The following is a 21,942-nucleotide window of genomic DNA, read 5'->3' as shown; positions in this document are numbered from 1 at the left end:
TCACCTTCCGGTTTCGGGGGCGGTTGCGAGCCTGGTGGAGGTCTCCAGCATCAGGGCGTGAACGAATGCCTGGGGGACGTTGCCGCGCAACTGCCGTTGGGCGACGTCGTATTCCTCGGTGTAGAGGCCCGGTGGGCCGCATGCGGCCCGGTTGCGTTCGAACCAGCGCAGTGCTTCTTCCTGGTTGCCTTGCTGGTGCTCCGCCAGGGCCATCAGGTATCCGCACAGCAGGAAGGCGCCCTCGGCCTCTTCGAGGGGCCGTGCGTCGTGGCGGAAGCGATAGGCATAGTGGTCGTCGGTCAGTTCCTGGGCGTACGCGCGCAGGGTCCGCACCGTTCTCGGATCCTTTGCCGGCAGGGCTCCGCGCAAGGGGGGCAGGAGCAGGGCGGCGTCTAGGCCGGGGTCCGCCGGAGAGCGCTGCCACCGACCGCTGGGGTGGATACTCGTTGCCGCTGTTTCGGCGACGAGGGAGTCGGCAAGTTCGGTCCATGTCCGGGCGCGCCCGGCTGGGGCGGCTGTGGCAAGCGAGCGTAGCCCGGCCGCGCAACTGAGGCGGCTGTGGGTCCAGGCCCGGTTGTCGAGTTCCCAGATTCCCGCGTCGGGTTCGTGCCGCCGCAGGGCGATGGCATCGGCCGCGATCTCAGCGGCCCGCCAGCCGTCTGCGTCCAGGCGGTCGTGCCGGTGGGCGGCGGCGAACAGGAGCAGTGCCTCGCCGAAGACGTCCAGCTGGAACTGTTGGTTGACCCAGTTGCCGACCCGGTCGTAGCCGCCTGGGTAGCCGCTCAGCCCGAGGGTGCGCTGGTCGGGGACCAGGCCACCGGTGACGGTGTACGCGGGTGCCGTGTGCGGACCGTCCTCATGCAGGCGCGCCGCGACGAACTGCACTGCGTCGTCCAGCAGGGGGTGGGGGCCGGCGGCGGCCACAGCCTGACCGGCGTAGCACTGGTCACGAATCCACACGTACCGGTAGTCGTAGTTGCGGCCCGCCTCGGCGCGTTCGGGCAAGCTCGTGGTAACCGCACCGACCATGCCGCCGGTTGAGCTGGTCAGTCCTCGCAGCACGATGTAGGAGTGGCGGGTGTCTCCTGGTGCGAGATTGTCACCCAGAGCGGGGGTCTCGTCGTGCCAGGCAGCCTTGGTGGCACTCCACGTGCGTGGGGCGTCCGGTTTCTCACGCAGCGGTTCGTCACTCAGTTCGAGGACTAGATCGTGGCAGTCACCGGGATTCAGGTGCAGGTCCAGGGCCAGGCCGGTGGCGTGCTGCGTGTGGTTCAAGGGACGGGCTGTGGCCGCTCCGCTCCAGCGCCACCGCAGGGCCCCGCCGTGCCCGTTCCAGGTGCCGTCCTGGTCGCGCCGTAATTCTTGGGAGCTGTGGGAACCGAAGTCGGCATAGGGCTCCAGCCGGACACTCAGGTCGGCGGGGCCTTCGACGGCGGTGATCCGGCGCAGTAGCACGGCCCGGCGCGGGTCACCGGGAAAGGCCAGTGCTTCCCGGCACTCCACGATGCCGTTCTCGGTGATCCAGCGATTGCGCCAGATCAGTGTGCCGTTCTCGTAGAAGCCGCCCCACACGAACCGGCCTCGTGGGCTGATCGTGTAGTGGCCCGGGCCGCCGATGAGTGAGGAGAAGACAGCACCGGAGTGCCAGCGAGGGGCACACAGCCAGACGATGTCTCCGCGCGGGCCCACGAGGGCGCCACGCTCCCCGTCGGCGATCAGTGCATACTCTCGCAGGACCTGCGGAGAGGGCGCCTCGTGCTGCGACGAGTGCGGCGAGGTCACAGGGTTTCCGTTCCTGTAGGGCGGCGGTTTGCAGGGCATCAAACGCGGTAGCGCTCGGCGGCTTCCGTCCGGAAAGTGAGGCCCAGGCCCGGCGCGCCAGAGGCCCCAGGTTGGATCGCTCCGCCCGCCGGGTCCAGTACGCCCTCGAACAGGAGTTGTTCGATGCGCACGTGGTCGTGGAACCACTCCAGGTGGCGGAGGTTGGGCACGGCGGCGGCGACGTGTGCGTGGACGTGGGGGGCGCAATGGCCCGAGACTTCCAGCCCCGCCGCTTCGGCGAGGGCTGCGACACGCAGCCAGACGGTGATGCCCCCGCACCGGGTCGCGTCAGCCTGTGGGCAGTCCACGGCCTTAGCGTCGAGCAGATGCCGGAAATACGGCAGCGAATAACCGTACTCGCCGGCCGCTACGTCGGCGGATACTGCGGCCCGGACCTGCGCCAGTCCCGTCAGATCGTCGGAGGAGACGGGCTCCTCGAACCAGGTGACGTCCTGATCGGTGAGGAACCGGGCGACCCGGACGGCCTGCTTCCGGGTGTAGCCACCATTGGCGTCGACGTACAGCTCCGTCCGTGATCCGATGCTGCGGCGCGCCCGTTCAACCCGTTCCCGGTCGCGGTATTCGGCCTGCCCCCAGGACTCACCGATCTTGATCTTGACCCTGGGGATGCCTTGCCCTTCCACCAGCCGCGCAGCTGCCGGTCTTGCTGGGCTTCGTCGTACGGCGTGAAACCACCGCTGCCGTAGACGGGGACCTCGTTGCGGCTCGCTCCCAGCAACCGCACCAGAGGCAGCCCGAGCAGGCGGGCTTTGAGGTCCCACAGGGCGATGTCGACGGCCGAGATCGCCCCGGCGACGAGACCAGGGCGGCCGACGTTGCGAACCGCTCGGCTCATCGCCTCGTTGGCCGCCGGTACGTCCCACACGCTCCGACCGGCGACCACGTCGGCCAGCAGCTGGCCGACGACCTGCGTGGTGGCAGCCGCACCGTAGGTGTAGCCAAGGCCCGTGGTCACGCCGGAACGAACCCGTACGAGCACCAGGGTGGTGGAGGTCCAGGACAAAGTGCCGTCACCCTCCGGCGCATCGGTGGGGACGGTGTACGCGGCTACGTCGACAGCATCCACCACCGGCCCCTCCTTCGATGCGCCGGTCGCAGATCCGGACGGTGCGGCGTCCTCAAATGTCATTGCTGTCCCCGCGTGCCGGGGCCCTTCGCCCGGCGCCGGCGTCCGGGCAGGAATTCCTGCACCTTCGCTTTGAACCCCTGTTTGATCACGTCACCGCGGTCACTGTCCCCCTTAACGATTGCGGACGCCACGGCTTCTGCCTGTTCCCGAGTGGCGTGTGGCGGGATGGGCGGCACGGCCGGGTCGGTGCGGAAGTCGATCAGGAAGGGCCGGTCGGCCGTGAGGGCCTGCCGCCATGCCGCTTCGACCTGGTCCGGCTTCTCCACCCGGACACCACCGAGTCCGATGGATTGCGCGAAGTCGGCATAGGGAACGTCCGGAATGGCCTGAGAGGGCAGGAACTGAGGGGCACCGGACATGGCACGCATCTCCCAGGTGACCTGGTTGAGGTCCTGGTTGTTCAGTACGGCCACGATCAGCCGCGGATCCTGCCATTCATGCCAGTACTTGGCGGCGGTGATCAGCTCGGCCATACCATTCATCTGCATGGCGCCGTCCCCGACGATCGCGAGGGCCGGACGGCCGGGGTGAGCGAACTTGGCGCCGATGACGTAGGGCACGCCGGGACCCATTGTGGCGAGGGTGCCGGACAGGGAGCCGCGCATCGTGCCGCGGATGCGCAGGTGGCGGGCGTACCAGTTGGCGGCGGAGCCTGAGTCGGCGGCCAGGATCACGTCGTCCGGCAGCAGCGCGTCGAGACTGTGCACCACGTACTCGGGGTTGATCGGGTCGGCCTCCACGGCGGCGCGCCGCTCCATGACGTCCCACCAGCGGGTGGTGTCCTCCTCGATCTTCTTACGCCAGGCGCCGTGCTTCTTCCGCTCCAGCCGCGGCAGCAGGGCCACCAGCGTCGCCTGTGCGTCGCCCGCCAGGTTGACCTCGAACGGGTAGCGCATCCCAAGGTAGTGCGGATCGATGTCGATCTGCACCGCGCGGGCCTGATCGAACTCCGGCAAGAACTGCGTATAGGGGAAACTCGAACCCACGACGAGGAGCGTGTCGCAGTCCGTCATCATCTCGTAGGAGGGGCGGGTGCCCAGTAGTCCGATCGCCCCGGTGACGTACGGCAGGTTGTCGGGGAGGACGTCCTTGCCGAGCAGTGCCTTGGCGACACCGGCGCCGAGGAGGTCTGCCACAGCCTCGACCTCGGCCCGGGCGCCGCGTGCGCCCTGCCCGATCAAGAGGGCGACCTTCTCGCCCGCGTTCAGCACCTCGGCGGCGCGGGCGAGGTCCTCGTCCGCCGGCACGGGCACGGCGACGGTCATGCCGAGGCTGGAGGGCACCATCTTGAAGGCGTGAGTGGGCGGAGAGTAGTCGAGTTCCTGCACATCGGCGGGAATGATGACGGCGGTTACCGTCCGCCTGCCGTAGGCGGTGCGCATGGCCCGGTCGATGACGTTGGGCAGCTGTTCGGGGACGGTGACCATTTCGCAGAAGTCGGAGGCCACGTCCTTGTACAGGCTCAGCAGGTCGACTTCCTGCTGGTAGGAGCCGCCCATGGCGCTGCGATTGGTCTGCCCGACAATCGCCACCACGGGAACGTGGTCGAGTTTGGCGTCGTACAGCCCGTTGAGCAGGTGGATGGCCCCGGGTCCCGAAGTTGCCGCGCAGACCCCGATTTTCCCGGAGAACTTCGCATAGCCGACGGCTTCGAACGCGGCCATCTCCTCGTGCCGGGCCTGGACGAACACCGGTTGGTTCTCGGCGCGCCCCCATGCGGCGAGCAGGCCGTTGATGCCGTCGCCGGCGTAGGCGAAGACATGGTCCACCTCCCACTCGCGCAGCCGTTGCAGTACGTAGTCGGACACCTTCATCGGCTTCGTGCTCCCTTCCTCAGGTGCAGGACCGGGTCCCGCGCGGTTGGCCGAGTTCGCTCAGTGCAGGGCCCGGCGCAGCAGTGCATAACCCGCTACGGCCGCAGCCCCAGCGACCGTGACCGCGCCCGCCACGACCAGCCGGGCGTCCCGGATCACGGCCGCAGGTCGGTCGAGCGCCTTCTCCGGATGGTCGGCGGGCGGGAGTCCATCGAGTCCGAGGGCGAGGGCCTCGGCCAGGTGCATTGCCCGCCGGCCGGTACCGCCCTGCTCGATCTGGGTGCGGCAGCTGAAGCCGTCCGCCAGAACGAGCGACCCGTCGGGCGCATCCCGCACGGCTGGCAGCACGCCCTGCTCTGCGATCGTCATAGACAGCTTGTGGTGCCCGCGTTCGAAGCCGAAGTTTCCGGCGAGGCCGCAGCAACCCTCATCCAGCACATCGGCGTCAACGCCGGCACGGCGCAGCAGTTCGCGATCAGCGTCGTATTTCATCACCGCGTGCTGATGGCAGTGGGTTTGGACGACCGCGGCCCGGGCGAGCCGCGGCGGCCGCCAGCCGTCCGGAGCGTCGTTGAGGAGCAATTCAGCAAAGGTCCGGAACTGCGCGGACAGCCGCTGGACGTCCTGGTCATGCGGCATCAGTTCGGGGGCGTCGCTGCGGAAGACGGCGGTACACGAGGGTTCCAGACCGACCACAGGGGTCCCCGCCTCAATCCAGGGCCGCAGCACATCCAGGGTGCGACGCAGAACCTTCTTCGCGGTGGCCAGCTGCCCGGTGGAGATCCAGGTGAGTCCGCAGCACACAGCCCGCACCGGAACGGCGACCTGAAACCCCGCGTCTTCCAGCACGCGCACCGCGGCCTTCGCGATCGCGGGATGGAAGTACGTGGAGAACGTATCGGGCCACAGCACGACGGTCCACGGATCGGCAGGATCGGGCTCGGGAGCGCCGCGCGCCATCCACCACTGGACGAAGGATTCCTCGGCGAAGGCGGGCGCCTCGCGTTCGCCGGCCACCCCGGCCACGAACTTGCCCACCCGGGCGACCCCGGGTGCGCTGAGCGCGGCATTCACCAGGCGGGGCGCCAGGCGCGACAGCCGGGCCCACAGCGGGAGCCAGCCCATCGAGTAGTGGGTCGCCGGACGCAGCCGCCCGGCGTAGTGGTGGGAGAGGAACTCCGCCTTGTACGTGGCCATGTCCACGCCGACCGGGCAGTCCGACTTGCAGCCCTTGCAGGACAGACACAGGTCAAGGGCGTCCTTGACCTCGGTGGAGCGCCATCCGTCGGCCACGGGGGAGTCGGCATGGCCACCGAGCATCTCGAACAGCAGACGGGACCGGCCGCGGGTGGAGTGTTCCTCCTCGCCCGTCGCCCGGTAGGAGGGGCACATGACTCCTCCTTCGTCGCTGCGGCAGTTACCGATGCCGACGCAACGCATGACTGCCCGGACGAAGGAGCCGTCGTCCTCGGGATAGCCGAACTCGGTCCGGTCACCCCGGGGACGCCACCGAGCGCCTAGGCGAAGGTTCTCGTCGGTGCGATAGGGGGAGACAATCTTCCCCGGGTTCATCCGGTTGTCCGGGTCGAACAGCGCCTTCACCTCACCGAACGCGGTGACCAGCGTCTCCCCGAACATCCGGGTCAGCAGCTCGCCGCGGGCCTGCCCATCGCCGTGTTCCCCCGACAAGGACCCGCCGTAGGAGGTGACCAGGTCGGCGGCGCGGAACAGGAACGCGCGGAACACCGCCACACCGTCGGCCGTCTTCAGTTCGAACGGGATACGGGTGTGCACGCAGCCCTGGCCGAAGTGACCGTAGAGCGAGGCGGCGTCGTAGCCGAACTCGGAGAAGAGCCCGCGCAGATCGCGCAAGTAGTCTCCGAGCCGGTCCGGGGGGACGGCCGAGTCCTCCCACCCTTCCCAGGTCTCCCTGCCGTCCGGCGGTCGCGCAGTGACGCCCAGCCCGGCCTCCCGCGCACGGAGCATCTGCTGTTCACGCTTCGGATCATCGGAGACCGCCACGTCCGGGTCATTCTCCCCCTTGCCGAGAGCCTCGAGGACTTCGCGTACCTGGGCGTCGGCGGCCTCCTGGCTGTCGCCGCTGAACTGCACCAGTAGCCAGCTCTCACCGACGGGGAACAGGTCCAGCGAGTCGAGGTGGGAGTTCTCCTCCCGCATGAGCTGCGCCATCCGCCCATCGATGGCCTCCAGCAGCTCGGGGTCTCCGTGTTCCAGCAGTCGCGGCACGTCATCCGCGGCGACGCAAATGTCGCTGTATCCGAGCACAACCATGGCCTCGTACGGCGGCACCGGCACCAGGTCGAGCTCGGCCCTCAGCACCGTCACCAGCGTGCCCTCACTCCCGACGAGCGCACGCGCTACGTCGAAGCCCTTCTCGGGCAGCAGCGAGTCAAGGTTGTAGCCGGAAACTCGCCTGGGAATGTCGGGGTAACCCAACCGCACGTCACCCATGTGACGGCTGATGATGTCCCGCAACCCCTGGTACAGATCGGCCCGCCGCCCCCCGGCTCCGACGATCTCCTCGAATTCCTCGTCCGGGGTAGGGCCGACCCAGCAGCGTGTCCCGTTGTAGGTCACGATCTCCAGGCGCCGCACATTGTCCACGGTCTTGCCGTACGCCTGCGCGGATGCACCGCAGGAATTGTTGCCAATCATGCCGCCCAGCGAGCAGTGGCTGTGGGTCGAGGGCTTGGGGCCGAACTTCAGCTGGTAGGCGGACAGCTGCCGGTTGAGCTCGTCCAACACAATCCCCGGCTCCACCACACACGTACGCCGCTCCACGTCGACCGACACCAGGCGGTTGCAGTACTTCGTCCAATCGATGACGACCGCCGCGTTGGTGCACTGGCCCGCGAGGCTGGTCCCGCCGCCCCGCGACAGCACGGGAACACCGAACCGGGCGCACACCGCGACCGCTTCGGCTCCCGCGTCCACGTCACGCGGCACGACCACACCGATCGGAACCTGCCGGTAGTTAGAACCGTCGGTGGAATAAGCGCCCCGGCTGCCCGCGTCGAAGCGAACCTCACCGCGCACCCGGGCACGCAAGACCTTCTCCAGCTCAGCCGCCTCCACCGTCGTGCCACCCCCGAATTCGGTGACCGCTCCGCTGTTCTTCGACACCGACTCAGGCTCCACCGATCGTCTCCCTCTCACGCGCTCCACCGGGACGCAGGATGACCTTCATCGGCCTTCGCGGTTAAAGGCTTATACAGGTACACAACCGCATGGATCCGTCATGGGCATCCTGGACGCCGCCTCACCGCTGAATCGGGGTGGAAACGCTCATCTCAAGCAAAGGAGAGGTCAAGCCTCTCCGCCGCTGCCGAGCAGCGGCGCTGCACAGGACCGATCTGTTTCTTCGGCAGGGCCGCCATCAGCGTGACACTGGGCTAGTCAGCGCCCCAATGTCCTCACGGCCGGCATCTGTGTTTCCATGGCTGCGTACCCCATCAGTCTCCTGCGACGGGGGTTGCCCTCCGGACGGGCAGCGGGTTCTGGACGAAGCAAGCGGCGCGGATTGTCGACGTCGCGGCGCTGGGAAGGGTTCTAGGTGCGCCGCAGGTGGGCCCGTGCCGTCCTCGCGGAAAACCCGTCGTGCGAGTTGCGACGGCCGCCTTTGCGCGACCGACTGTTGCATTTCACGGTCGCACGGGGCCGGCCTCGGCTCCGTCTGCACGGGCGTGACGTCACATCCCCGGGCTTTGGTGTCGGCGAGATGAACCAGCCAGCGGTCAAACCCCTCCAGACTTCGCCTCCGCGTATACGTCGCCGTATGGTCCCGTGCGGCGGGTCAACGGAGCCCGAACCAGCCCGGGCTAACCATGATGATGCCGACGTGGAGGGCTGAGCGGCCAGTTGCACACCAGGCTTCACCCATCGGCACCCGAGCACGCGTCATCAGATCTGCAGACAGGAAACAGTGATGGAGTCCTCGGTGGACCGGATCCGTGATCCGTGGGGCAGCCGTGTCCCACATGGGCGTCATGCACGCTGGCCGGCTCGGGTGGATACCTTCCTTGCCAACGGTGTGGAATCCGGCATGGTGCAGGAGTGGGTGCAGGCCGCCTCGATCCTCCATTCCGACGGGGATGCCATGGACATCGCCGTCATGGATGGTCGCATGGTCGGTGTGCGGGGGCGGGCGACCGACCGGGTCAACCGCGGCAGGCTGGGTCCCAAGGACCTGTTCGGCTGGCAGGCCAATGCCTCGCCCGACCGGCTGACCCGGCCGCTCGTGCGTGAGGGCGGGCGGCTGGTGGAGAGCGACTGGGAGACCGCGATGGGCCGCGTCGTCACCCGCTCCCAGAAGCTGCTGAAGGATCGCGGGCCCGGGTCTATCGGTTTCTACACCTCAGGGCAGCTGTTCCTGGAGGAGTACTACACCCTGGCGGTGCTGGCCCGGGCGGGTATCGGCACCAACCACCTTGACGGCAACACCCGGTTGTGCACCTCAACCGCCGCGGAGGCGCTCAAGGAGTCTTTCGGTTGTGACGGGCAGCCCGGCAGTTACGATGACATCGACCACGCCGACGTGATCGCCCTGTTCGGCCACAACGTCGCCGAGACCCAGCCCGTGCAGTGGATGCGGATCCTGGACCGGCTGGAGGGCACCGAACCGCCCCGGCTGATCTGTGTGGACCCGCGTCCTACCCAGGTGGCGCGCAGGGCGACGGTGCACCTCGCCCCGCGCATCGGCACCAATGTCGCCCTGCTCAACGCCCTGCTGCACGAGATCATCCGAACGGACCGCGTCGACCACGCGTACATCCAGGCCCACACGGTCGGATACGAGCAGCTCGCCGACCGCGTCAAGGACTGCACCCCCGCCTGGGCGGCCAGCATCTGCGATGTCCCGGCGGTACTGATCGGTGAGGCAGCCGAACTCCTCGGGACCGCCGACCGGTTACTGTCCACCGTGCTGCAGGGCGTTTACCAGTCCCACCAGGCCACGGCGGCCGCCGTCCAGGTCAACAACCTGCACCTGATTCGGGGCATGCTCGGGCGGCCGGGCGCCGGCGTGCTTCAGATGAACGGGCAGCCCACCGCCCAGAACACCCGGGAGTGCGGTGCCAACGGTGACCTGCCCGGGTTCCGCAACTGGCAGAACGACGCACATGTGGCCGACCTGGCCAAGGTGTGGAACGTGGAGCCAAGCTCCATCCCGCACTACGCGCCACCCACCCACGCCATGCAGATGTTCCGCTACGCCGAGCAGGGCTCGATCCGGATGCTGTGGGTCAGCGGCACCAACCCGGCCGTCTCGTTGCCCGAACTCGCCCGCGTCCGTTCCATCCTTGCCCAGGAAAGGCTCTTCGTCGTCGTACAGGATCTGTTCCTGACCGAGACGGCACAGTTCGCCGACGTGGTGCTGGCTGCCGCCACCTGGGGCGAGAAGACGGGCACCCTCACCAACGCCGACCGCACCGTGCATCTGTCCGCCAAGGCCGTCGAACCGCCAGGAGAGGCGAAACCGGACCTCAACATCTTCCTCGACTACGCCGCCCGGATGGACTTCCGTGACAAGGACGGCAGACCGCTAGTCTCCTGGAACGACCCGGAGTCCGCGTTCGAGGCGTGGAAGCGATGCAGCGCCGGCCGTCCTTGTGACTACACCGGCCTCACCTATGCAAAGCTGCGCGACGGTAGCGGCATTCAATGGCCGGTCAACGAGCAGGCGCCGGACGGTACCGAGCGGCTCTACACCGCCGGCATCAGCTGGGCACACCCCGATGTGTGCGAGAACTACGGCAAGGACCTGGTGACGGGGGCCGCGGACGGCGAGGTGGAGTACCGCCACGTGAACCCGGACGGCAAGGCCATGATCAAGGCGGTCAGCTACCTGCCACCCTACGAGATCCCCAACGAGGAGTACCCCTTCCAGCTGACGACGGGCCGCACCGTCTACCACTTCCACACCCGCACCAAGACGGGACGCTCACCCCAGCTGAACGAAGCGGCTCCGGATGTGTGGGTCGAGATCAGCGAAGCGGACGCCGCCGCACAGGACCTTTCCGAGGGCGACCTGGTCGAGGTCCGTTCACCCCGCGGCGCGCTTCGCGCCCGACTGCGCCTCACAGGGCTTCGGCCAGGACTGCTGTTCGTGCCGTTCCATTACGGCTACTGGGACACGCCCGCCGGTTCCGGTCCGGACGAGACCACGCCGGGCCGGGCGGCGAACGAGACGACGATCACCGCCTGGGACCCTGCCTCCAAGCAGCCACTGTTCAAGACAGCCGCAGCCGCCCTCATCCTCATCGAACGCGGCAACGGGAAACGGGCCCCTGCACCCACCAACACCGCGTCCGCCCCGATGGACCCTGCAAGCGTCCCGGCCACCCTCGGGGGACCGCGAGCGCAAGTGTCACAGGCTCCGGACACCACATGGGACCCTCCGGGAGACAACCGTTGAACGGCATCGAAAGCGTCCTGCGCACCCTGTACCGCGGTGAACGCGACCTCGCTGAAGAACTCGTAGCCGTGTCGGAACGCCACCGCACGGAACACGAGGTCTCCCGCATCGCCACCGACGTCGCTGCCTGGTCACGTGAACATGTCCGGCTCCTCACCGCAGCGGCGGCCGACCAAGGCTTGCACCTCAGCGGGCCGTCCGACACCTGCTTCGAAGGCGTACTCGGCACGCCCCGGCGGAAGGCGCCAGAGGCGGTAGGCGGCCGCCCCGAACCGGGTCTGCTGCTCCTGCGGGACCTGCGTGACCTCCATTTGGCCGCGACGCACAACTCGCTGCACTGGGAGATGCTCGCCCAGGCCGCGCAGGCCACCAAGAACACTGGGCTGCTCAGCCTCGCATCCTCCTGCCACCCCCAGACGCTCCGCCAGATGCGCTGGACCAACACCATGATCAAGAACCTGTCGCCCCAGATCCTGACGAGCCTGTAGGCCTGGCGCTCGTCCCGGTCCCACAAGCAGGCCCTACTGATGGCGGCACCCCTTGAGCCGGATCGCGGGCGTTCGCCCGGTCGGACCCCGACGCCGTGGAGAGTCGAGGTTATCCCTCGACCCCGGTTGAGGTGTGGGGGGTGCCGACGGGTTTGGATTCCGGGGAGCCGCGCTGGCGTAGGTAGACGGAGAGGATGGCCATGGAGGCTACTGCGAGGAGCTCGGACTGCCAGTTCTGCAGGCTGCGGCTCCAGAAGTCGGCGGAGGCGAGATAGCTTCCCCAGTCGATGGGGGCCCGAAGCTGGCGTAGTTGCTGTTCGTTGTACGCGGCGACTCCGGAGACTGACTGCGCCAGCCACGACAGCAGGAACAGTCCGCCCATGACCAGGCCCAGTGAGCGCGAGAACAGCGCTTGGCGGGCGCCGCCGATACCGGCCCAGCGCGGTGAATCGTGACTGGCATGTTCACCTGCCCGCTGTTCTTGATCCGACTCGGTGCCCGCCTTGCTCAGTGCCTTGGACTCAGGGGATCCGCGTTGCAGCAGCCAGACGGTCGCGACGATGTACAGGAAGAACTGCAGGTATTCCGACTGCCAGTTCTCCGTCACATCGACGGCGAAGTCCGAGGACATCAGGTAATTTCCGAAGCTGATCTGCGCGAAGCCGTCAGTTGCCAGCTGATGGTTGAATTCCGCATGCCCGGCGACCGCCTGTCCTGCGAGGGCGAAGAGGAACGCGATGCCGAAGCCCAGGCTCAGCCCGTTGTCACGTACGAAGCGGCGCATGGCTCTCTCCTGCCTGCGGGGCTGCGGCGGGCGTTGGAATGTGGATGCGGAGCGGGGGTCGAACGGTCACCGGTGCATCATCCCCAGCGCAATGAAATAGGCAAGGCCTCCCAGCACGAGGGTCAGACACAGCACGAACATGGCCCGCATTGCGTTTCACCCTCCCTTGACGGCGCACTGGTACGGTCGGCCGGTCTGGAGCTGACAGCCGGCGGCAACAACCTTCCAGCCATCGGAAAACTGCGACAGGAACAGCGTGTCCGACGTCAGAACGACCCGTGCTTGTCGGCCGTAGACATCCACCGTCAGGACGCGGCCCCCCGAGGGGAGCTTCTCGGCCGCGATAGCGTCAGCGCACCCCGCCTTCGCGGATTCTTCCAATTCGCTGCGCGTTTCCGGGGCCAGAGCCGCACATATAGCGGCACCGCTGTCTGACCCCGCTGCCCGCTCAAATCCGGACGCAGCAAAGGACGCGTCCGAACTGCGCTCGCCGGCGCTGCCACACCCGCCGAGCCCCAGCCCGAGCAGGGGAGCGATCAGCAGTCCCGCACGCCACCGAGAGCCTGTCACATTGCTTCCTTCCCGCTGATAGGCCCCGCCGCGTCGGAACGTACGAATATGCTCAGTGTGAGGACGCTCCTCCGCCTTGCGATGCACCGCGACGGACGCCGCGCACTGATCCGCCAGGGATGACGAGGAACAGGTCCTGGACCCCGTGAACAGTGTTCTTGGGACATGATGGAGCGCACGCGGGTCAGTTCCGGCAGGGACACGGCCGGTTGGTGCCGCTGATCCACAGCATCCGCAGCGTGCCCTGCTCGGCGTAGGGGAACATCCGTGGGTAGGCATCGAACCCGACACTGACGCCGCATGACCGGCCGCACGGAGCTCTCGTCACAGCAGTCACGTCAACTGTCTGAGCCGACCTCTACCATCACGTCGTGACCGATCAATCGCCCTGTCCCCCTTCATCCTCGATGAGGCGGAGTCCGCTCAGACCTCGCACTGCTTGATGCTCTTCGATGGCGACATGGAAGAAGTCGAGGATGGCTTTGTTCACGAGTTGGGGTCCTGGCACACGTTCCGTGGAGCGGTTACGGAGAGTCAGAACCCGTCAAGGAACGCGCTGGGGTCTGCCACGCTGATTCCGAAGCTGGCACAGCGGCGGTCAGGCGCGAACCAGGAGTACGCCGCCTGCGGCCAGGAACGCGAGTCCGAAGACGGAGAGAAACCCACCCCAGATCCGCACGAGCCGCCGCTGGAGTGGGGCGTACCGGAGGAAGTCCATCCCTGGATGCTCGAATCCCAGTCGGCTGAAGTTCCGCAGGAGGCTGGGGTCGGCGTGGGCAGGGTTGAGGTACGTATCCACGGCCCGTTGAGCGATACCGCGGTGGTCCGTCGCCAGCGCAAGGCCGAGCAGTATCAGCCCGGGGCCCAGCAGCAGCGGGACCAGATACATCCGTTCCTCCAGCCAGTACCGGGGCTGTCCGACAGGTGCACAGTACGCGGGGATCTAGACAGACTGTCATGCCAGCGACCGGCAATCTCAGGCCCAGTTCTTCTGCTAGTCAGGCACCGACGACTGTCCGACGGCCAGAGCGTTCTCCCACCAGTCACCCACGGTTCACGCTTCACGGAATGTGCGCCAGAACGCGAAAATGGGCAGCACCTGGATGAGGCGGCGGGGGCCGCGCCGGTCCTCGACCCTGACCCGGGCAATCAGCTCCAGTGCGGTCCGGACGGCCTGGTCGTCCCGGCTGCCGCCGGGCTCGAGGTCGGCCCTGGCCTGACTGGTACCGGCGTTGTCGGCGACCCCGTCGCGGCCGCCGTCAGCGCGTGGCCGTACGCGTGCGACCTCGACGACAACGCTGGCCTTGTGTACGCCGACAGCGCGGGTCGGCTGCGGTCGGAGCAGCGCGGCGGGATCGTCCGCTACGTCTCGTTCTTCGAAGAGCGGTACTACAACAACCTCACGGTGCCAGCGGGATTCGACCAGCCCGGCGCCAACTTCGAGACGACGATCACGAACCCCGACCCGTGCCATGAGGCGCTGTTCGTCGTGATCCGCGAGGCGGACGTCGACTTCAACCTCCCTGCCGGTGCTGGTGCCGCGTACGGCAACGGCAGCGACGAGATGTTCTACTTCCGCAACTCCGGGTCGAGCACGAGCACGGACATTCACACCCAGACCGTGAAGCAGTTCCACAACGCCGTCCCCTTGGGGCCGGGCGCTTCTGAGGTCATCCCGTTCGACGTCACCCTCGGCCGCGGGTCTGGCGGAGCGACCTACAACCGCATCCAGATCAACATCCGTTGCTTGATCATCAGCCTCCCCGTAGTCCTCTAAGGAGCCCCCATGGCTGACGCATCTGTGCTCGATGAGCAACCGGCCGGAGAGCCGCGCACGTACTGGGTCCTACACGAAGACGGGACACTCGCCCGCATCGAAGCCACCGGCGACGAGGTCAAGGTGCCGGAAGGCGGACAGCTCCTCACAGAGGAGGAATACGAGCAGCGCCTCCAGCAGTGGCAGGAGGCCAACGACGCGCACGTTGCCGAACTCAAGGCGGCGGACCGGGCTCGACAGACCGAGGACTACGAGGCCCTGCTTGCGGCCGGTCTGCCTGAAGCGAGCGCCGCCCGACTCGCGGGCTACGAGGCCCCGCAGACGGAGGAGCCCCCGGAGGAGGATCACTGATGGCGAACCCGATGAGCGCAAGCGAGCTGCTTGCCGCGCTGCTCGCCGAAGGTCTCACCGTTGTCGAAGAGGGCAACTGGCGTACGCACAACCGGAACAGCAAGGGTGCGTGGGGTCCGGTGAACGGTGTGATGATCCATCACACCGTGACCAAGGGCACCGCGGCCACGGTCGGGATCGTCCGCAACGGGTACGCGGACCTGCCGGGGCCCCTGTGTCACGGCATGATCGCGAAGGACGGCCGGATTCACCTGATCGGCTACGGCCGGACCAATCATGCGGGCCTCGGCGATGACGACGTGCTCCAGGCGGTCGTCGCGGAGAAGCAGCTGCCGTCGGACAACGAGGCGAACACCGACGGGAACAGGCACTTCTACGGCTTCGAGTGCGAGAACCTCGGCGACGGCAAAGACCCTTGGCCGGGCTGCCAGCTCGAAGCGATCGAGAAGGCCGCCGCCGCGATCTGCCGCCACCACGGGTGGAAGGCAGCTTCGGTGATCGGCCACAAGGAGTGGCAGCCCGGCAAGATCGACCCCCACGGCTTCGACATGGGCGAGATGCGTGACGGCATTGACAGCCGCCTCGGAGCCAGGCCGGACAAGCCGAAGCCGCCCGCGCAGAAGCCGCCCGCACGGCCGCCCTTCCCCGGCCGGGGCGCGTTCGGCGCCGGCCAGTCGAACGGCTCGATTCTGCTGCTCGGCCAGCAGCTGGTCCGCCGCGGCTTCGGCAAGCACTACCGGGTGGGGCCGTCGAAGTCGTGGGGCGAGGCCGATCGGCTGAACCTTGCCGACTTCCAGCGCTCCAACAAGCAGCTGGCCGGCGATGCCGACGGCTACCCCGGCCCGCTCACCTGGCACATCCTGTTCTCCTGAAAGGCCCGAAAGATGATCACTCTTGCCTTCTGGCGCGCCACTGCGGAGCGCACTGTACGCACCGCCGCGCAGACCCTCGTCGCGGCCCTCGGCCTGGAGACCGTTGGTGTCCTCGACGTCGACTGGGGTCAGGGGTTCTCGCTCGCCGGGAGCGCCGCGCTCCTGGCGGTCCTCACCGGTCTCGCCACGTCCGGGGGCGGTGAGGGACCGGGGGTCACGGAGATCGTCCGGACCCGCACGTGACCCCGGCGAGCGGCGACCGGGTCGCTGTCGAACTGGCTGAGATGCGCGGCGAGATCCGAACTGGGTTCGCCGAGCTCAACGGCCGGCTCGACCTGGCGTTGCAGCGGACGGAGGTCGCCGAGTCGGACATCGACGAGCTCCAGGACCGTGTTGCCGCTCTGGAGCGTGGCCGCTGGCCGCTCCCGGCGATTGCCGCAGTGACCGGCGTGGCCGGGGCGGCAACTGGCATCGTCGCGCTCTTGCGGTGACCGCCACCGGATACCGGCCCCCTCCCGAGTGCGGCGGCGAGGGGGCCTTCCGTTTTCCGGCGTTGTCGGACCCTGCCGATACGTTGGCGGGGTCCTTATCCAGCTAGCTGGCTGCTTGCCGCGACTCGGACTCGCCTCGCCCGATCAGCGCCGGGCGAGGCACCCAAGTCAGGCTCCCCGCGCCGGTCAGTCGGTATCAGGCTCGGGGTGCCTCACGACCCGCTTCAGTTCCATCTCAACGTTGCAGCGGCAGTTGCGGGTCAGGTTGCGGGCGAGGTTGTCCAGCGTGCTGTAGTCCAGACGGGGCCGGCGTTCTTCCAGGTAGTCGATCAGCAGCTCGCGGATCGGCTCGCAGGCCACGCCGTGGCGGTGGACGAGCTGTTCGCAGCTGAGCTGGCCGGTGACCCGGTGCAGAAATCGAAGCGTCACCGGAGCGTCGGACGGCAAGTTCCCCAGCTCCCGCAGCCACGAGTAGAAGAGCGTGCCACTGCCACTGCCACTGCCTCTGCCGAGGCTGGCCTTCCGCAACTCCGCCGCGTACTCGAAGACATCTCCGGGAGTGATCTCCGCGAGACCTCCGCCCTTGTCGATCATGATCCGGGTCAGGGCCAGGCGGGGGCACGGGAAGGCGCTACGAATTCCTAATTCGTAGCAATGGCTTCACCGTGCGACCTCGCAGGCAATTGAATGCGAAATGTCGTTCGCCCGGGCGTGGATTCAACGTGAACGTGGCCCCTGTGCGCAGTTGTGACGGCTTTTACGATGGCCAGCCCCAACCCTGTAGATCCGGCATTTCGCGCCCGGGATGCATCACCCCGAACAAACCGCCCAAATGCGCGCGGCATGAGATCGCTAGAAATGCCCGGCCCATCGTCAATTACTTCCAAGATTACTTCTGCCCCTTCGCTGCTAAGTCGAGTGGTCACGGTCGTCGCTGGCGGCGTATGCACACATGCATTTGTGAGCAAGTTACCCAAGACTTGCCGCAATCGCGCGTTATCGCCAAATACGGCTATAGGCTCCTCGGGTAGATCCAGGTGCCAGTTATGGTTAGGCCCGGCAGCGCGTGCATCATTTACACAGTCCATTACCAGCAAAGACAGATCCACTTCGCTGCTATCAAGAGGGCGACCGGCATCGAGTCGAGCGAGCAGTAGCAGTTCATCAACCAATTCACCCATGCGGCGCCCCTCAGACTGAATGCGATTGAGGGCTTGGTGCAGTTCCGGCTGATCTTCGAGCGTAAAGCGACCGGCCATTTCAGCGTAGCCTCGAATTGACGACAACGGAGTGCGCAACTCGTGACTAGCATCGGCAACGAACTGCCGTACACGCATTTCGCTTACCTGCCGCGCAGTCAGCGCCGCACCAACATGGTCCAGCATCCGATTGAGTGCGGCGCCCATCTGCCCAACTTCTGTGCGCGGATCTGCTTGAGACTCTGGCACCCGCTCCGCAAGATCCACGTCCCCCCGCTCCAACGGGAGGGCAGATACACGCCCAGCGGTCACTGCCACGCGACGCAGGGGGAGCAGGGCGCCAGAGACCATTCCGGCACTCGCAATCCCGGCGACCGCAATGCACACAACGCTGAGAACGACCTCCACCAGGACCAGGCGCTGTATTGCGTTGTCGACCGACTTAGTCGGAATGCCCACAAGGACGGTGGCTCCAGCGGCCGTCTCTGTCGACCGCATTCGGTAGGAGCCTGCGTCTTGAAGCCTCACCGTCTGGGGCTGTCCGTTCAACGATACCGAGTCTAGGGACGCTAGGGCCACCGGGGAGAGCGCCTTGGAATCGATGCCCCACGAGCTATTGCTTGCGGTCCCTTCAGTGCTGATCACGCCGGCGAAAACGGATCCGTCAGGCTTGACCGTTGCGCCGATGGTGCCCACCGGCTGGCCCCCTCTAATGACGAATCCAAGCGGATCCGCCTGTTCATCTGGTAGTTGCCTGCCCTCTGCGCCGGTCGGGGGGCCCGGCGCGTGCGCCCGCGTCGCCGCCTCGCGCAGTTGGTCATCGAGCCGGTCCATGAGGTAGTTGCTGAAAGTCAACGCTGTGACGGCACTCAGAGCCGCAGCGACGACGGCAACAAGGGCTACCACTCCGCCTACAAGACGCCCACGGAGCGACCAAGGGCGATGCATGTCAAATGCCATGCGAGCAGTCTGACGGAGAACCCTGTGCGGGCGCTGTGGGCCTGGTGGTGGTGCAGGTCACCACCGCCTTCTGAGGTGCAGATTCGACCCGGATCCACCGGCTTGACGCCTGTGGATAGTTTCTCCGGAAACGAGGAAGTGCCTTGTGACCTGCGATGATGGGGTTTCTCTAGGACCACATCAGGCACGATCGGCAAGGCACTTCCGAGATGCAATCTTCCCATGCCGCGGCAGCGGTCTCATCCGCGTTCGACGACCCGAACCTGATCGCGTACGGCGGGCTGGAGCCGGTGGTGCGGTTGGCCGAGCAGTGCGGTCTGCCCGCACTGGTCGGGGAGTACATTCGTCTGCCGGCCTCGAACGACGGCACCGGTGCCTTCCCCGCGGCGAAAGTGATGTCGCTGGTGGGCGGCATGGTCGCGGGCTCCGACAGCATCGATGACATGGACCGGCTGCGGCATGGCGCGATGGGCCGCCTATTCTCCGGGGTGCGGGCCCAGTCCACGCTGGGGGCCTTTCTGCGTTCCTTCACACACGGGCATGTGAAGCAACTGCACGCCGTGGCGCGCCGGTTCCTGCCCGCACTGGCTCGTCACACCCCGCTGCTGCCCGGCGCGGACCAGGTCGCTTACGTGGACATCGATGACACCATCCGCCGCACCTACGGCTACGCCAAGCAGGGCGCCGGTTACGGATACAGCAAGGTCAAGGGCCTGAACGCGCTGCTCGGCATCGTCTCCACACCCCTGTCCGCCCCGGTGATCGCCGCCACCAGGCTGCGTAAGGGACCGTCGAACTCCGCGCGCGGGCGGCAGCGTTCGTGGCCGAGACCATCCGCACCGCCCGCGCCTGCGGCGCCAGTGGCCTGCTGGTGATGCGCGCGGACTCGGCGTTCTGTGGTGCCGATGTCGTGAACTCCTGCCGGGCACCGGGCGCGCGGTTCTCCATCACGGTGCGGATGAACGCTTCCGTCAAGGCCGCCATCGCCCGTATCGATGAGGACGCCTGGACGCCGATCAAGTACCCCAAGGCGATCTGGGACGAAGAGGGCCAGTGCTGGATCTCGGACGCCGAGATAGTCGAGACGGCGTACACCGCCTTCCAAGCCGAAGAAACAGCAGGTCACCGCCCGTCTGATCGTGCGCCGCGTCAAGCGCCTGGGCGTCGGCGCCGTCCTCGCCGGGCAAGGCACGCTCTTCGATACCTGGCGCTACCACGCCGCGTTCACCGACTCCCCGCTCTCCTTGCAGGATGCCGAGCGTGATCACCGCCGGCACGCTGTCGTCGAGCAGGTGATCGCCGATGTCAAGAACAGCGCCTTCGCCCACGCGCCCTCCGGCCATTTCCCGGCCAATGCCGCCTGGCTCGCCCTGGCAGCCCTGGCGCACAACCTGACCCGCGCCGCTGGCGCCCTGGCCGGAACGTTCCACGCAAGAGCGACCACCGCCACCATCCGTGACCACCTGATCAACGTGCCCGCCCGCCTGGCCCGCTCCGCCCGCCGCCTCACCCTGCACCTGCCCGAACGCTGGCCCTGGAGCCAGGACTTCACCCAGCTCTTCAGCACCGTGCATGCACCACCAGCCCTCTGACGCTCCCCGACCGACCTGCCCGAAAGGCCCGAGACCTAATAGCAGTGCACGGCGTCGGATGACTCCTACTCAAGACTCGGAGCACTGACTCCTGTCCACAGGCAGAGGGCTCCGTCGCCGTGCACTCGTGCGAGTGAGCATCGATCACCTGCACCGGGGCATTCATGATCGTGACCCGAGCCGTCCGTACGACCACCCGCTCCTCAATACGCGAGCCATGGAGCTCTGTCCGAAGACCGGGGCCGTGCGGCCAGCTGGGGCCACGAACAGCTACTGATTCCCAATGTGGTTGTCAAGGCCGGTTGATGACTCGTTGTGAGGGTGTCAGCCCAGTGGGACGGGGCTGGGTGGCGCGGTGATCTGAAAGGTTCGGCCGTCACGTATCAGGGCCCAGAGAACGTTCAGGCGGCGGCGCGCGAGGGCGATGACGGCCTGCTTGTGAGTCTTGCCTTCGGCTCTCTTGCGTTCGTAGAACGACTTGGAGACAGGGCAGCAGCGGGCGGCGACCATGGCGGACATGTAAAAGACCCGCAGCAGACGCCGGCAGTAGCGTCGTGGTCGGCGCATGTTGCCGCTGATCCGTCCGGAATCCTTGGGGACAGGCGCCAAGCCCGCGACACCGGCGAGGCGGTCGGAGCTCCCGAAAACGCTCATGTCGCCACCGGTGTGGGCGATGAACTCGGCGCCCAGGACGGGGCCAATACCAGGCATGCTCAGGACGACCTCGGCGTGCGGGTGGTCGTGAAACCGGCCCTCGATCAGCAGATCGGTGTCTGCGATCTCCTCGTCGAGGGTCATCACCTCCCTCGCGAGCTTGGCCACCACCGTGGCGGCCAGCTTCTCTCCGGAGACGGCGGTGTGCTGGGCTTCGGCGGCCTGGACGGCGGTGGCCGCAACTAGCCGATAGTTGCGGACCTTGCGGTTCTTCAGCCAGACAGCAAGGCGGCTCTTGCCGATCCGGCGCAGGGCGGCCGGGGTCTGGTAGCCGGTCAGAAGCACCAGGGCCGCCTTCGAGGTGCTGTAGTCGAAGGCCCGTTCCAGGGCGGGGAAGTACTCCAGCATCTGGGCTCGCAGTCGGTTGATCGCCCTTGTGCGGTCGGCCGCCAGGTCGAGTCGGCGCGATGTGAGGATGCGCAGGTCCACGGCGATGTCGTCGCCGCGGTGCATCGTCTGCAGATCACGGCGCATGCGGGCCTGGTCTGCGATGACGAAGGCGTCCTTCGCGTCGGTCTTCCCGTCGCCCCGATAGGAGCCGGAGGCGTGGTGGACGGTGCGGCCGGGGATGTAGAGGACCTTCTGCCCGTTGTCGGTCAGCAGGGCGATCATCAGGGCGGCTCCGCCGGCATTGAGGTCGATCGCCCAGGTCACAGCCTCGCCCTCGCTCAGCGCGAGGACATCGGCGATCAGTTCGAGCAACGCAGTCTCGTCATTGGCGACTCGCCGTGACAGCTTGCGCTTGCCGTCGGTGTCGATCACCGTGCAGTGGTGCTCGGCCTTGCCCGCGTCTGTTCCGGCCCACAGTTCGGGCACGGTCACCTCCGAGATCGTTCCTCTACTTGTCCCAGCAGACGACCTCGCCAGCGTGTCCTTACCAAGCGATCTTGTCGCGCGTATCCCAATCAGTGGCCGAGTCGTCGCGG

Annotated in this window: 14 protein-coding genes and 2 pseudogenes; 8 read left to right on the top strand and 8 right to left on the bottom strand. The window is 67.2% G+C overall.

Going from position 1 to position 21,942, the window contains the following annotated elements; all coding sequences use genetic code 11:
• The 4 genes and pseudogenes from OG963_RS00620 to OG963_RS00605 form a co-directional block, all read right to left on the bottom strand.
• A complete protein-coding gene (locus OG963_RS00620; RefSeq protein ID WP_327425410.1) occupies nucleotides 1-1,782 on the bottom strand; it encodes a glycoside hydrolase family 15 protein in 1,782 nt (593 codons plus the stop codon).
• A gap of 38 nt (nucleotides 1,783-1,820) precedes the next feature.
• Nucleotides 1,821-2,971, bottom strand: a pseudogene (locus tag OG963_RS00615) (enolase C-terminal domain-like protein).
• Nucleotides 2,968-4,785: a thiamine pyrophosphate-requiring protein gene (locus OG963_RS00610; RefSeq protein WP_327425409.1), complete on the bottom strand. Its 1,818-nt coding sequence runs from the start codon at nucleotides 4,783-4,785 to the stop codon at nucleotides 2,968-2,970. Before OG963_RS00610 ends, OG963_RS00615 begins: the two are co-directional and overlap by 4 nt.
• A 60-nt stretch (nucleotides 4,786-4,845) precedes the next feature.
• Nucleotides 4,846-7,881 carry an FAD-linked oxidase C-terminal domain-containing protein gene (locus tag OG963_RS00605; RefSeq protein ID WP_327425753.1) on the bottom strand — a complete coding sequence of 1,012 codons (3,036 nt, stop codon included), beginning with the start codon at nucleotides 7,879-7,881 and terminating at the stop codon, nucleotides 4,846-4,848.
• Nucleotides 7,882-8,731: 850 nt separating this feature from the next.
• Between OG963_RS00605 and OG963_RS00600 the strand changes: the two genes are divergently transcribed.
• Together OG963_RS00600 and OG963_RS00595 are read left to right on the top strand one after the other, a co-directional pair.
• The gene (locus OG963_RS00600) at nucleotides 8,732-11,218 is read left to right on the top strand and encodes a nitrate reductase (RefSeq protein WP_327425408.1); all 2,487 of its coding nucleotides are present in this window, start codon (nucleotides 8,732-8,734) and stop codon (nucleotides 11,216-11,218) included.
• On the top strand, nucleotides 11,215-11,706 hold the full coding sequence (locus OG963_RS00595; RefSeq protein WP_327425407.1) for a hypothetical protein: 492 nt from the start codon (nucleotides 11,215-11,217) through the stop codon (nucleotides 11,704-11,706). Before OG963_RS00600 ends, OG963_RS00595 begins: the two co-directional genes overlap by 4 nt.
• A gap of 109 nt (nucleotides 11,707-11,815) precedes the next feature.
• Here OG963_RS00595 and OG963_RS00590 read toward each other — a convergent pair whose 3' ends face one another.
• Nucleotides 11,816-12,490 carry a DUF6766 family protein gene (locus OG963_RS00590; protein ID WP_327425406.1) on the bottom strand — a complete coding sequence of 225 codons (675 nt, stop codon included), beginning with the start codon at nucleotides 12,488-12,490 and terminating at the stop codon, nucleotides 11,816-11,818.
• Nucleotides 12,491-13,520: 1,030 nt separating this feature from the next.
• Between OG963_RS00590 and OG963_RS00585 the strand changes: the two genes are divergently transcribed.
• From OG963_RS00585 to OG963_RS00565, 5 genes are read left to right on the top strand one after another with little or no spacing between them, the layout of a single operon-like run.
• Nucleotides 13,521-14,837, top strand: a complete 1,317-nt coding sequence (locus OG963_RS00585) for a hypothetical protein (protein ID WP_327425405.1) — start codon at nucleotides 13,521-13,523, stop codon at nucleotides 14,835-14,837.
• Between the two features lie 9 nt (nucleotides 14,838-14,846).
• Entirely contained in the window at nucleotides 14,847-15,188 is a 342-nt protein-coding gene (locus tag OG963_RS00580; RefSeq protein WP_327425404.1) for a hypothetical protein, read from the top strand.
• Nucleotides 15,188-16,060 (top strand): peptidoglycan-binding protein, encoded by an 873-nt coding sequence (locus OG963_RS00575; protein ID WP_327425403.1) that lies wholly within the window; start codon nucleotides 15,188-15,190, stop codon nucleotides 16,058-16,060. The genes OG963_RS00580 and OG963_RS00575 overlap by 1 nt, the downstream gene beginning before the upstream one ends.
• 12 nt (nucleotides 16,061-16,072) lie before the next feature.
• Nucleotides 16,073-16,303: a holin gene (locus tag OG963_RS00570; protein ID WP_327425402.1), complete on the top strand. Its 231-nt coding sequence runs from the start codon at nucleotides 16,073-16,075 to the stop codon at nucleotides 16,301-16,303.
• Complete coding sequence (locus OG963_RS00565; RefSeq protein WP_327425401.1) at nucleotides 16,300-16,551, top strand: hypothetical protein; 252 nt, start codon at nucleotides 16,300-16,302, stop codon at nucleotides 16,549-16,551. Before OG963_RS00570 ends, OG963_RS00565 begins: the two co-directional genes overlap by 4 nt.
• A 186-nt stretch (nucleotides 16,552-16,737) precedes the next feature.
• Here OG963_RS00565 and OG963_RS00560 read toward each other — a convergent pair whose 3' ends face one another.
• Entirely contained in the window at nucleotides 16,738-17,145 is a 408-nt protein-coding gene (locus tag OG963_RS00560) for a hypothetical protein (protein ID WP_327425400.1), read from the bottom strand.
• A gap of 47 nt (nucleotides 17,146-17,192) precedes the next feature.
• Nucleotides 17,193-18,017 (bottom strand): ATP-binding protein, encoded by an 825-nt coding sequence (locus OG963_RS00555; RefSeq protein WP_327425399.1) that lies wholly within the window; start codon nucleotides 18,015-18,017, stop codon nucleotides 17,193-17,195.
• A 902-nt stretch (nucleotides 18,018-18,919) separates the two neighbouring features.
• Between OG963_RS00555 and OG963_RS00550 the strand changes: the two are divergent.
• Nucleotides 18,920-20,302 (top strand): annotated as a pseudogene (locus tag OG963_RS00550) (IS1380 family transposase).
• A 324-nt stretch (nucleotides 20,303-20,626) separates the two neighbouring features.
• Here the strand turns inward: OG963_RS00550 and OG963_RS00545 are convergent.
• Nucleotides 20,627-21,838, bottom strand: coding sequence for an IS110 family transposase (locus OG963_RS00545; RefSeq protein WP_327425398.1), 1,212 nt, complete (start codon nucleotides 21,836-21,838; stop codon nucleotides 20,627-20,629).
• Between the last annotated feature and the right edge of the window lie 104 nt (nucleotides 21,839-21,942).

This window comes from Streptomyces sp. NBC_01707, from assembly GCF_041438805.1.
Lineage (GTDB): Bacteria > Actinomycetota > Actinomycetes > Streptomycetales > Streptomycetaceae > Streptomyces.
Note: the sequence above shows the minus strand (reverse complement) of the source record. Positions and strands in the feature narration are given on the sequence as shown.